This is a genomic window from Bradyrhizobium sp. 40 (assembly GCF_023100925.1).
Taxonomy (GTDB): Bacteria; Pseudomonadota; Alphaproteobacteria; order Rhizobiales; family Xanthobacteraceae; genus Bradyrhizobium.
On the sequence record NZ_CP064688.1, the window covers coordinates 5,896,334 to 5,910,037 of the forward strand.

At 62.8% G+C, this 13,704-nt stretch carries 4 protein-coding genes; 1 reads left to right on the forward strand and 3 read right to left on the reverse strand.

Annotated elements, in window-relative coordinates; all coding sequences use genetic code 11:
• Positions 1-588 precede the first annotated feature (588 nt).
• From IVB40_RS28305 to IVB40_RS28315, 3 genes are all read right to left on the reverse strand, one after another.
• Entirely contained in the window at positions 589-1,269 is a 681-nt protein-coding gene (locus IVB40_RS28305) for a hypothetical protein (protein ID WP_247816961.1), read from the reverse strand.
• A gap of 139 nt (positions 1,270-1,408) precedes the next feature.
• Positions 1,409-11,434: a VCBS domain-containing protein gene (locus IVB40_RS28310; protein WP_247816962.1), complete on the reverse strand. Its 10,026-nt coding sequence runs from the start codon at positions 11,432-11,434 to the stop codon at positions 1,409-1,411.
• A gap of 551 nt (positions 11,435-11,985) precedes the next feature.
• Positions 11,986-13,071, reverse strand: coding sequence for a helix-turn-helix transcriptional regulator (locus IVB40_RS28315; protein ID WP_247816963.1), 1,086 nt, complete (start codon positions 13,069-13,071; stop codon positions 11,986-11,988).
• A gap of 387 nt (positions 13,072-13,458) precedes the next feature.
• Here IVB40_RS28315 and IVB40_RS28320 point away from each other — a divergent pair, with 387 nt between their 5' ends.
• A complete protein-coding gene (locus IVB40_RS28320) occupies positions 13,459-13,701 on the forward strand; it encodes a hypothetical protein (RefSeq protein ID WP_247816964.1) in 243 nt (80 codons plus the stop codon).
• Positions 13,702-13,704: the final 3 nt, after the last annotated feature.

Here is a 13,704-nt window from a genome sequence, read left to right on the forward strand (position 1 = left end):
TGACGTCTGTTGTTGCCTGGGATGGACTTGATCCCGCCCCCCATCTCGTTCCGATGAAAAAAAATCGTCAAGCGCCGAGGCCGTCGCAAGCGGGTGAGGAGCGCAATGTCGAACGCCAAAAGACAATCGCTACCCTGCGTCCTTATTCAGACGCGTGGTGGGTCGTACACGACGAAATCGAAGCCGAAAGCGACCGACAGCTGACCTCGAAGTTGGTTATTTGTCGAGGCTGCATCGTTCAGGATAGCGATGTAACGGGTTCGGTCCCATGATGCTGGAACTTGCATTGCTCGCTGCGGATTGAGGCACGAGCAGCAGGAACCTTGGCATGGCCAGCGATAGCTATCCGATTATCAAACGGTGGACCTCCGAAGACGAGCGGCAGTTGCGCGAAATGGTGGACCGAGGCTACCGACCATATCAGGTCGCAGTAGCCTTGGAGCGTACCCAAAAGGCAGTTCGCAATCGCGCAAACTCGTTGGGGCTAATGTTCGGACGGACTAGGCGACCCAACTCTGGAGCAGAATGAGCTTGGGTCGGCCGTGGGACGCGCCGACTTTCGCGCACGGCTGGCACCTCGCCTCCCGGTCAGTGCAGCAGGAAGTTGGCGTCGGTAAGCGTGCCAGTGTAGTTGACCAGATGAATCTCCATATCACCGGATCCGAACTGTCCGTCTCCATTAACGTCGATCTGCAGTGTGGCGTTCGCGCCGGGGCCATCGACGCGGGCGTCGGAATGCAGAGATCCGGCCGTCCCGTCGAAGCCGCCGGTGCCGACGAAATGGATCGGCCCGGTGAAGCCGTTCGGACCGGTCATGTTGGTGAAGACGAAGGCGTCGTTCGCGGCGTTGAAGCTGACGACCGTGTCGCCGTTTCCGGTCTGCGATTCGGCGGCGCTGTTGAAATTGAAGTTGTCCGCGGCAACGCTTGCCGTGATGTTGTCCGCTCCCATCCCGCCGGTCACCATCGTTGTTCCCGAGGTGTTGCCGATGGCGATGAAGTCGTTGCCGATGCTGCCGTTGACGGTCTCGGCGTTGACCACGATGACCGTTCCGGCGGTGCCGACGAAGTTGACGGTGTCGTTGCCGCCGCCCATGTCGATGGTGCCGAACGACTGCTGGGTCAGCGTCAGGACGTCGTCTGTTGACGAGCCGTTGATCTGGTTGATGTTGTACAGGCCGTCCAGCGAGTTCGTTCCAGCGGCTAGGGTGACGGTGTTGGTGCCGGGCCCGAGATCGATCGTCAGGCCGGTGACGTCGATGAGAAGCACCAGCGTGTCGTCGGAGGCGGGACCCGAGAAGTCGCTGGCGCTGACGCTGTCGACGCCCGTCAGCGATACTGAATTTAGTCCGCCTGCGAGGTTGACGTGGTCGGTGCCGGTGCCGAGGTCGATCGAGACGCCGGCAAGGTCATTGTTGAAGGGTCACGATGTTGTCGAGACTGTTGCCGACGATATGCTGGATGTTCAGGGCGGTCATCGAGAAGCCGCCGCCGCCGAAATTCAGCGTGTTGTTGCCGCCGGCCAGGTCGATGATACCGTTGTTGTCGAAGGTGAAGTAGCTGTTGGCCACGGTCAGGACATCGTCGGATGCCGTGCCGTTGACGTGCTGGATGCCGAACAGTTCGTTAAACGAGTTGCTGCCGGCGGCAAGGTTCAGGGTGTTGTCGCCCAGGCCCAGGTTGACGTTCATGCCGCCGCTGATGTTGTTCTGCAGCGTCAGCGTGTCGTTGACGGCCGTCCCGCTGAAGTCGGTGGTGGTGAGTATCTCGACGTTCGTCACGCTCAGCGAATTGAGGCCTCCGGCCAGCGTCATGTTGTCGGTGCCGTCGCCGAGGTCCACCACGAGGCCCGCGGCATTGTTGACCAGATTGACGTTGTCGTTTCCGGTGGTTCCCGTGACGTGTTCCACGTTCACAAGGTTCAACTGATAGAAGTTCGGGGAAGCGAGGCTTACGGTGTCGTTGTTGCCGGCTCCGAGGTCGATCTGGTGGCCGAACGCGTTGCCTCCGACCGCCAGGAAGTCGTCCGCTCCGGTCCCCAGGATCTGGCCGGCGCCGAGGTTGAAGGCTGAGATATCGACCGGGTTCAAGGCTGTTCCGGCGGTCAGCATAACGGTGGCGTCGCTGAACTGCAGGACCTCGATGGTGGTCAGGGTGTCGACGCCGTCGCGCGCCGCGCCCTGGGCGTCGGTGACCGTGGTGACGCCTGTGGTGCCGTTGGTTGAAACGGTGTACTGGCCGCGGCTGCCGGTGAAGGACGCCATGTCGGTGCCGGTGCCGCCGTCGAGGGCGTCGTTACCGCCCTGGCCGGTGAGCGTGTCGTTGCCACCGCCGCCGTTGAGGGTGTCGGCACCGGCGCCTCCGAAGAAAAATTCGTTGCCGGATCCGCCGGTGATGATGTCGGCGCCGTTTGATCCCTGGACCGAGTTGACGCCGCCGAGGATGGTGTCGACGCCGATCCCGGCGCCGTCGGAGGCCGCGATGCTGTGGGCGTTCCCAGTTGCGCCCGACAGATCGACCGAGACGCCGGACGCGGCCTGGGTATAGGCGATGCGGGTGCTGCCGTTGCCGGTGATGGTGTCGGCGCCGCCCAGTCCTTCGAACAGGTTGAAGGTGCCGGAACTGAAGGCTCCGGTATCGACGAAGCCCGTGGCGACGTAGGTGTCGGCCAAGTTGCTGCCGGTAGCGCTGTTGACCCCGGTGAAGGTGTCGTTTCCGACCGAGGCGCCGCCGCTGGCGGTGCCGGCCGCCATATTGATGCTGACCGCTTCTGCGGCGCTCGAGTAGATGACCCGGGTGTTGCCGTTGCCGGTGATGGCGTCGTTGCCACCGAGACCCTCGAACTGGCTGAAGGTGCCGTTGTTGCCGATATTGAGCGCGGTGCCGGTGCCGTAGGTGCTGGCGTTGAACGTATCGTTGAAGTTGGTGCCCTGGACTGCTTCGATCGACCGCAGCGTGTCGGTGCCGACCGAGGCGTCTCCGGTCACGGTGCCTGCCCCCATGTTGACGGTGATGGCGCCGGTCGAGAAGTAGATGTTGTTGTAGGTGGCGAGATCGAAGCCGCCGCGGCCGTCGATCGCGTCGTTGCCGGCACCGCCGTAGAAGGTCTCGGTGCTCGCGATGTTGCTGCCGAAGATCGTGTCGTTGAACATCGAGCCTTGGACGTTGTTGACGCCGCTAAAGGTGTCGTGCCCCGTCGAAGCATCGCCATCGGCGGTGCCCGTTTGGGGTGTGGCGCCGGTCTGCATGTCAACGACGACGCCCCCGGTGGCGTTGATGTAGGAAATCCGGGTATTGTTGTTGCCGATGATGTTGTCGTCGCCGCCCATGCCGACGAACTCGTTGAAGGTTCCGTTGGAGCCCAGGTTAGACCCGCTTGTGCCAGAGAAGCCAGTGGCGTCATAGCTGTCGGCCTTGTTGGTCCCGCGCACCGATTCCACGGAGCGCAGCGTGTCGGTGCCGACAGTGCCGTCACCGGTCACGGTTCCGGCGGCCATGTTCACGGTGATGCCCGAGGCCGTGCCCGGATCGTTGCTGTAATCGGCGCGGTCAAATCCACCGCGACCGTTGATGAGGTCGGCGCCGGCGCGGCCGTCGAAGATCTCGACGGTCCCGTTGGCATTGTTGCTTCCAAGCAGCGTGTCGGCACCTGCGGAACCGACGACGCCGGCAAACCCGGATCCGACGAGAATGTCGGTGCCGACCGTTGAATCTCCGGTTGCGCTGTGGGCCTGGAGGTCGACCGTGACGCTTCCGGTCGCGTTGGCGTAGGATATCCGCGTCAGCATCGCGCCCTGACTGTTGAAGGCGCCGCTGATGATGTCGGCGCCGCCGCGGCCCTCGAACTCGTTGAAGCCGATCTGGGTGCCGAGAATGCCGGTGTCTCCGGCAAATCCAGTGGCGTCGAACGTATCGGCATTTTCGCTGCCGACGATGCCTTCGATGCCGATCAACGTGTCTGACCCGGAGCCGCCGGTTACGGTGCCGGCAGCAAGGTTGACGGTGATGGCTGAAGCCGCCTCGGTGTAGACCGCGCGGTCGAAGCCCTGGCCGCCGTCGAGGATGTCATTACCCGCGAGTCCCTGCAGGCGGTCGTTGGCCTCGAGGCCCTGGATGGTATCATCGCTGGTGGTGCCGGTGAGGGTGTCCGGCCCTGAAGTGCCGACCACGAGGGCACCGCCGTTGACGGTGATCCCGATGGTCTTCTGGAACGAGAGGCCACCGGCGTCGGTGGCGACAACCGTGATCTGCTCCGTGCCGGTGGTCAGCGGGCTCGTGACGACGATGTTGCCACCGCTGATGCCGAACTGGCCACCCGCGTTGTCGGTCAGCGTGTAGCTGAAGGTATCGCCTGCGTCCGGGTCGAGCGCGGAGAGGGTGCCGACAACGGTGCCGCTGGCGGTTCCCTGCGGGATGACGGTGTTCGACAGCGAGATGTCGGTCGGGGCTTCGTTGATGTTGGTGGTCGCGATCGCGAAGGTCGTATCGTGGGTGAGTCCGCCGGCGTCGGTGGCGCGCACCGTGACGGAGTGGGACGTCGCCTGCTCGAAGTCCAGCGGGGCCGCGGTGACGAGGTTGCCGTTTAGAATCGCGAACAAGCCACCGGGATTGCTGGTCAGCGTGAAGGTGGCGCTGTCGCTAGCGTCGGGATCGAGCGCGGAAAGCGCCCCGACGACCGTGTTGGCTGCGCTGTTCTCGGCGACCGAGGAATTCGACAGCAGGACCGCCGTCGGGGCCTCGTTGACGTTGGTGGTGGAGATCGTGAAGGTCCGGTCGACCGAGAGGCCGCCGGCATCGGTGGCGCGCACCGTGATCTGGTGGGAGGCCGCCTGCTCGAAGTCCAGCGGACCCGTGGTGACCACCTGGTTACCGACCAGGCTGAACAGCCCGCCGCCATCGTAGATCATCTCATAGGTTGCCGTGCTTCCTGCGTCCGGGTCGACGGCGGTCAGGAAGCCGACGACGGCGTTGGCCGCGCTGTTTTCCGCGACCGTATTGTTGCTCAGCGTGACGTCGGTCGGCGCCTCGTTGACGTTGGTGACGCCGATCTGGAAGTTCTTGCTGAAGGTGGCGCCGGCCGTATCGGTCACCTGGACGGTGACCTGGTGGGATGCGGCCTGTTCGAAATCGAGCGGCGCGGTGGTGACGATCTGGTTGCCGTTGACGATGGCAAACAGGCCGCCGAGGTTGCTGGTCAAGGCGTAAGTGGCGCCGTCGCCCGCATCCGGATCCATGTCGGAGAGCAGGCCGACCACCGATCCCGGTGCGCTGTTCTCGGGGACGATTGCGGCGCCCGACAGCAGGATGTCGGTCGGCGCGTGGTTCGGGGTGATGACGGCGAAGTTGGCGTCGCCCAGGGTCCCGCTGAGGCCGTTCACGATGACGGAAATGTCGTTCGTGTCAATCACTCCGTCGCCGTTGACGTCGATCTGTATCTGCTGCTGTCCGCCGACATCGACGAGAATGGCTTCGGCGCGTGGCGTCGCCGCGGAGCCGTCGAGCACCCCTGAGACCATGAAATGCACCTGGCCGGCGGTGCCCGCGACGTTATCGAGCAGGAATTGGTCGTGCGCGGCGTCGAAGTTCGTCACGGTGTCGAGTGCGTAACCCGACGACGACTCGGACGCGTCGGTGTAGCGGATGACGTCGTTGCCGGCGCCCGCGGTGATGAAGTCCGCGCTTCCTCCCCCGGTGACGGTGGCGCCGACGGGGCCGGTCACCGTGATGAAATCGGTGAAGGCTCCGCCGTTGACGTGCTCGACGTTCGTGATGGTGACGCTGGAGGCTCCGACGAGATTCAGGGTGTCATTCCCGGCGCCGAGGTCGACGGCGGCGCCTCCGGCGTCGAACATGGTCAGCACGTCGTCGGACGCGCTGCCGTTGACGTGCTGGACGTTGTAGGTGGTGATCGAGTTGGTGCCGGCCGCCAGGTTCAGGGTGTTGTCGCCCTGGGCCAGGTCGATAATGGCGCCGGAAACGTCGTTGAGCAGCTTCAACGTGTCGTTCGAGGCAGGCGCGGTGCCGCCGAAGAAATCCGCGGATCCGATGCTCTGTACGTTGGTGACCGCGATCGAATTGCTGCCGGATGCGACGGTCAGATGGTTGTTTCCGCCGCCGAGGTCGACCGTCAGGCCGTCCTGGATGTTTTTCAGGACGTAGGAGTCGTCTCCGGCACTGCCGACGAGGTGTTCGACGCCTTGAAGCGACGCCGAGAGATACTGGCCCCCGAACTGCAGCGTATCGCTGCCCCCCTTGAGGTCGATCGACAGATCGTCGGTGAAGGTACCAAGTCCGCCAGCGACGACGAGGGTATCGTCGGATCCGGAGCCGTTGATGGTGTCGACGCTGAACACGTTTCCGAACGAATTCGCGCCGGATGCGAGATTCAGCGTGTTGATGCCCTGCTGCAGGTTGATGTTGACGCCGGCGACGTTGTTGCTCAGGGTCAGGACGTCGTTGGAAGGTGCGGCGAAATCGTTGGTCAGGACGGTCGCGGTGCCGATGACGGCGATGGTGTTGGCGCCCGAGGCGAGGTTCACGAAATCGGCGCCGCCGCCCGTGTCGACGGAGAGTCCGTTGGCGACCGTCGCCAGGTTGATGGTGTCGTTGCCGCCCGTTCCGACGATTTTCTCGACGCCCACGAGGCTGAGGTTATAGCCCCCGGTCACGCCCAGCATGACCGTGTCGTTGGCGCCGGATCCGAGATCGATCTGATGTCCGGACAGACCCTGGTTGATCTTGACGTAGTCGTCGATTCCAACCCCCGTCACCGAAACGAGGGGATTTGCGCCTGCGTTGAAGAACAGTCTGCCGTCGGAAAGGTCGATCGGAGCGGCCTGACTGCCGGACGCGACGAGGACGTTGGAATTGGTGAACTGCAGCATTTCCACGTTCGTGAGCGTATCGACCCCGTCGCGGTTGGCCGTCAGGTCGCTCACGGTGACCACGCCGGCGGCGTTGATCGCGACGGAGTAAGCCCCGCGCCCGTTGTTGTAGATGGCGACATCGCCGCCCGCGCCACCGTCGATGGCGTCGTTGCCTCCGCCGCCCACGAACATGTTGCTGTTCGCGTCGCCGATCAGGGTGTCGTCGAAGGCCGATCCCGTGGCGCTGAAGACGCCGGTGAAAGCGTCGGTGCCGATGCCGGCCAGGTCGCCTGCGGCGGTGCCGTGGGCGGTTCCGAGCGTCAGGTCCACCGTGACGGCCGCGGCCGCGCTGCCGTAGATGACGCGGGTGTTGCCGTTGCCGGTGATGAGGTCGTTGCCGCCGACGCCTTCGAACTGGTTGAAGGTGCCGTTGTTGCCGATGTTCGAGGCCCCGGACCCGGCCACGCCGTAGCCGACTGCGGTGTAGGTGTCGGCGTATCCGGTGCCCTGCACGCCCTCGATCGAGCGCAGCGTGTCGTTGCCGATGGAGGCGTCGCCCTGGGCGGTGCCGGCCGCCATGTCGACCGTCACTCCTCCCGTCACGAAGTAGCTGTTGTTGTAGCTGGCGACGTCGAAGCCGCCGCGCCCGTCGATGAAATCATCGCCGCCGTTGCCGGTGAACGTGTTGTTGGCGCCGTCGCCCTTCAGCGAGTCCGCGAAGTTCGAGCCCTGCACGGCGTTGACGCCGGTGAAGGTGTCGGTGCCGACGGAAGCATCTCCGGAGGCGGAGCCTGCCTGGAAATCGACGGTGACGCCCGCGGTGGCGTTGTTGAAGCTGATGCGGGTGTTGCCGTTGCCGGTGATGAGGTCGTTGCCGCCGTTGCCGGTGAACTCGTTGAAGGTGCCGTTGGAGCCGATGTTGAATCCCGACGTGCCGAAACCCGCCGCGTCGTAGGTATCGGCGAAGTTGGTGCCGCGGACCGCCTCGACGGAGCGGAGCGTGTCGTTGCCGACGGTGGCGTCGCCCGTGACCGTGCCGGCCGCCATGTGGACGACGACGCCCGTGGTGGTGGCCGGATCAGTGTTGTAGTCGGCGCGGTCGAAGCCACCGCGTCCGTCGATGAGGTCGTCGCCGGCCATGCCCGCGAACACCTCGACGCTACCGTTCGGGTTGGCGCTGCCCAGCAGGGTGTCGTTATGGCTGGAGCCCCAAGCGCCGTTGATCCCCGCGGTTCCGAACGTGTCGTGGCCGACGGACGCGTCGCCGTCGGCGAACCCCGCCTGGATGTCCACGGTGACGCCGGAGGTGGCGCTGACATAGGAGATGCGCGTCAGGGCGACCCCGAGCGCGTTGACGGTGCCGGTGACGACGTCGTTGCCCGCACCGCCCTCGAACTCGTTGAAGCCCACGGGAGTGCCGGCCACCCCGGAATCGCCGGTGAAGCCCGCCGCATTGTAGGTGTCGGCAAAACCGCTGCCGACGATACCTTCGACGTTGGTCAGAGCGTCGCTGTCGACGCCGGCGCCGGAGGCCTTGCCGGCCGCCATGTCGATGGTCACGCCTCCGGTCGCGTCGGAATAAATCGCGCGGTCGAAGCCTTGGCCGCCGTCGATGCGGTCATTGCCGGCGTTGCCGGTCAGCCGGTCGTTGCCCGCTCCGCCGAGCAGCACGTCCGCTCCGTCGCCGCCGGATATCTGGTCGTTGCCTTCGCGGCCGTCGATGGTGTCGATGTCCGGCGTTCCGGCCAGGAGGTCGCCGCCCGAAGTTCCGACCACGGGAGGAAGGACGGCCACATGGGCGGCTGCAACCTGGGCCGCCAGTGCGGTGGGGTCGGCGTAAGTGCTCTGGATCGCCGCCACCGCCTGGGCATCGAACTGGCCGGCGGCCGCGCTGGCGAGGTCCGCGGCGGCTGCGCCCTGCGCGACCTGTCCGGCCTGGGCTATCTGCGTAACGGTGGTGGCCGACTGGATGCTGTCGTTGGCCGCGCTGACCGTGCTGGTGACCAGATCGGCGGCCGCGCCGTTGACGCCGGAGTCGGAAACGATCACAGCGACCGTATCCGGGACACTGAGGTCGATGACGCCGGTTCCCGTGCCTGTGTTGGCCGTGGTTATGGCGCCGGCGATGGCGCTGAAGACGTCGGTCTGCGAAGCGCCGACCGCGGAAATCTGCGCGACGGTGCTTTGGACCTGGACTCCGGCCGACAGCACGTTCTGCGCACCGGCGGTGCCGGAGGCTGCCTCCGACACCGGGTCGAAATGGTTGATATCGATCGCGGTCGGATCAATGCCGAAGGCGGCGGCCACCTGCGTCGTCGCCGCGGTGGTCGACACGGGACTACCGGCGGCGGCCGCCGAGGCGATCACCGAGGCGACGAGGGTCGTCAGCGGCGTGACGACGGTCGAGCCCTCCGGCGCCTTGAGGGTGCCGTTGAAGGCAAGTCCGGTGGAGACGTCGATGCCGCCGGTCATGATCAGGGTGCCGTGGGCATTGTGGAGCGTAAAGCTACCGTCGGAACCGGTCGTCGCCGAGGCCTCGCCGTCGTCGAACTTGCCGTTGTCGTTGGCGTCGGCGAACACGAAGGCGCCGGCGATGTAGCCGTCGACCGCGCGCTGGCTGACCGCATGCTCGCTTCCCGTGACGTCGACGGTCAGGGGAGCGTTCGCGACGGCCTGATGGCCGCCTTCGATCGAGGCCACGGAAACGTGCAGCGTCAGCGTCCCGGCTTGGGCGTCCGGTCCCGGAACGAGCGCTAGCGTGGACAGCGTATTGAAGTCGGAGGGGACTTCCCAGTGCCCGTCCCCGGCGCCGTCGAGCACGAAGACGCCGTGGTTGAGCGTGAAGGTGTCCGGAATCCCGGTGATGACGACGATGCCGAGCGTGCCGCTCTCGATCGTGTGGGCGTCGATGTGAAGCGCGATCTGGGCGTCGTCGGCTTGTCCGGCGGCGGTCGCGACGTTCAGCACCGGCGCGTCCTGGGTACCGTGGATGGTGAACGAAACCGGCTTGGTGGTGCCGTCGATCGATGAAACCGTGAAGGTCTCGACCTTGACTTCGCCTGCGGCCAGGCCCTGAACCGCCGCGTTGTCGACGCTGTAGGTGTATTCGCCATCGGCGCTGATTGTCAGGAGGCCAAGGTTTCCCGGGGCGGGAATGACGACGGTACTGAAGAAGGGCTGATCGTGATCGGCGTCGGTGACCGTCAATTGGCCTGAGACCGACAGCTTCCCGACGCTTGCGTCCTCGGTGACATCGTTCTGAGTCGGAACGGATATGACAGCAGCGTCATCGGCGCCGTGAATTGTAACCGACACAGCCTGATGGGCGGAGCCGTCGATCGACGTGACCGTAAAGCTATCCGTAAGGGTTTCTCCGGCTCGAAGTTGCTGAATCGCAGCTTGGCTATCGTCGGCCACATAGGTCCAGTGGCCGTCTGAAGAAATCGAGAAGTGGCCGTATGAACTGCTCTTGTCGGATTGCGCGACAAACTCGGACTCGCCGGAGTCGGGATCCGCAATGTTCAGCGAGCCGCCGGCCACAAGATAGCCGTTCGATAAGGCGAAATCCTCCGTCACCTCTCCAGACGCCGTCCCACCGATCACGGCCACATGGTTCGCGTAAAAATCGATGTGATCGACGACATTGCCGGCCGAATCATAGGCCGTCCACTCCACAGGCTGCCAACTGGCGTCGAACGTCTCATGAGTCGAAACATAGGGCGAATTGGCAATGTGGTTGGTATCGACCGTGGCGCCTTTGAATTCCCAGTTTGAGCCGAACGATTGAGTCCAGTGGTTGTCCCCCTCCGAATACGTGAAGGTCGCGCCCTGGAATTGCCAATGCGCGTCGAAGTGCTGAACGGTTGTGCTGCCGTGCGAACTGGTCTGCACGTCCGCTGAGGTGAGCGACCAATTGTGATCGAACTGTTGGGTTGTCGTAGACCCGCCATCCACCCTTGTGGTCGTCGCCCCGAGAAAGTGCCAATCGGCATCGAAGTGCTGAACCGTGCTCGTTCCCTTCGACATGGACTCAACGTCCGCCGACATGAACGACCAATGTGAATCGAAGTGCTGCGTCGTCTTGGAGCCGCCATTGATGGTGATCGAGGTGGCGCCTAGGAAATGCCAACTAGCATCGAATTGTTGGGTTGTCGTCGAATCACCGTCTATGGTTACGGAGGTCGCTCCCAAGAATTGCCAGCTGGCGTCGAAATGCTGAATTAAGCTGGCTCCGTTCGAGGCCGACTCCACGTCTGCGGAGACAAACGACCAGTTGGAATCGAATTGCAGGATCGTCTTGGAATCGCCGTTGACGGTTGTCGCCGTCGCACCCGTGAAATGCCAATTGGAATCGAAATGCTGCACGGTGCTAGTACCGCTCGATGTCGACTGGACGTCTGCCGAAGCGAATGACCAATCCGAATCAAAGTGTTGCGTCGTGGTGAATTCGCCATTGACCGAAATTACTGCAGCCCCTTCAAAGCGCCAATCAAGATCGAAGAATTGCTCGACCGTTGCGTCGCCCGTCTCGGTCGAAACAAATCCATTCGAAGTCTTTTTGACCGTCATCGAAATTCTCCCATGCCAATATATTTCGGACCGAGGGCATCACAGCCCGCGAAAACATGTCGACCATCTCGAAATCCCGCCGTCGCGAGCGGTGAATACAGATCCGGCTTTCGCTTTTACGTTCAGCCTAGATCATGCTGAATAGTTTGAATTGACATCGCCGGAATCGCAGGAGCGCAAATCAAGAGCCCGCCGAGAATCGCGCGCCCGGCACTCGAGCAGTACGCGACATAGCCTCGGGTGTGATTGCGTGGTCCGAACAGACGTTTTCTCGCCCACGCAACAATTACCACGCAGCCAATTGCGGCTGTTTCAGACATGGCTCCCCCTGGCAGATTCACTGCTATTTCGCCTTGGCCATTTCGGATGGAATTGGGCTAGGTCGGTGCGCTAAGTGCCGGTTAATGATCCATTAGGTATTTGCAATCGCCGCTATATTCATCAGCCCGACGTTCGCGTCAAGCGACCAAGCATCGGTAGTTACACGGCAATCTTCACCCATTTGGGTCAGGAATTTTATCATAAGTTGTGCCGCAAAGACATTGCTATCGTCATCCGGGCAAATTGATCGTTTCACCCAATAGGCTGACAAGCTCCGCCTGCCGTTGCACGCCGGTCTTTGAAAAAACGGACTTGAGCTGGCTCCTGATCGTGTTGTGCGACAGTCCCGTCGAGATCGCGATTTCTTCGATTGAGCTGCCATCGGTCAACTGGCTGGCGATGCGCGCTTCGGCGGGACTGAGATCAAACAAGGCTCCCAGCAACTCAGGTGCGAAACTACTGTTCGGTACCACGGGCGTCACGAAAACGATCGATATCGCGCCGCTAAAAATATCTAGACCCGCACCGCGCAGCGGCAAGACATGTACGACCGACGGCGGCGCCCGCTTAGTTGCACCGACCGGAATTGATCGGCCCAAACTTCGCGCGGACGCACTGTTTCGCGCAATCGCCTGCATCAGCATTTCTTGCGCCGCCGGGCTCGCCAGCCGGATCATGTCGTTGGCGGCAACCTCAATGCCGGACCCCTGATGCGACAGGCCGGCGTTAACGGCAACGACTTTTCCCGAGTCTGTGACCGCGGCAGCGGGCAGGCCAATCATTTCAAGGGTGGCGACCGTAGTAGCGGCGCGGTCGAGCCCCAATCGCGCGGAAAGTAACGCGGCACGCGCCAGGTGCGGACGTAACTCGTCAAGCCGAGCCGCCACCTCACGCGGAACTGGCCCCTTCATGTTTGCCTTTTCGATCGAGAATACGAGTGTGTCGCCCGATGGCGACCGGATCGACGTGCCGACGCACCAACCCAGTCCGCGTGGCCGGAGAAGTTCGGTATAGTAGGCTGACGCTTCGATCTCTTCGATAGTCAAGGCGTCGAAGTCGGTCAAGAACCTCGGCTCATTCAGCGGAACGAGCCGTTTACCACGTGGATTGTCGAGAAACCATTTGCTTCGAGTCCACTCAACAACCACATGCTCGATCGCGGCGGAAGAGACCCATCGCGGTACGCCCGGACCGGCAGCGAACAGCAATGTACCCTCGGCATCGGCAAGTTCAGCCAGCCGGTCTAAAACGCCTTGCCATTTTTCGGGAACGATCGCCGCTTCGTAGATGTCGCTGATGAAAGGCTCGACAAGCACCGCACCCCCCGCTCCAATTTTCGTTGGACTCACTCTGCGAGGCCAGACAGTGCTCGTCAATCTGGAAGCTGCCTTAGGGTGAGCAAACAAGCTTAATGTCGTCGGATTGAAATCGCCGATCAGTTGGAGTCGACATTTTAAAATTGGTGTTTGTCAAAATCCCTATCATCAAACGACACTACACGAAGTGGACATAGCCGCTCCCGCGTTGAAGACCTGCGTTCCACGCCATGGCACTATTTCAGCGACATAAGACATCCTCAGAGACAGTCCGTACGCGATGCACTATGGGTCCAATTCTCCTAAGCTTAGGATGTGCTCCGATGATCCCTCGGGGAGCCACAGGGTTGCTCTGAAATGGCTGGATTTCTGTAACGACCGGAGCGCATGCGACGAGCGAATTGGTCAGCGAAGTCCGACTTCTATGAAAGCGGAACCGTTGATGAAGCCATCAAATCATGTTCTGCGAAATCCGTTGCCAAGCTGAAGGGCCAAAAAGAACGCCGGGCGGCACAGGCCTGCGCAGAGGCGAGCCGGGTGGTTGAGGCAATTCAGGTCTCAATGGAGATCGACCAGCTCATCTACAAAGTCGGACGGCGTCACGATGCTACAGCGCCCACCCTCTTGTGATCC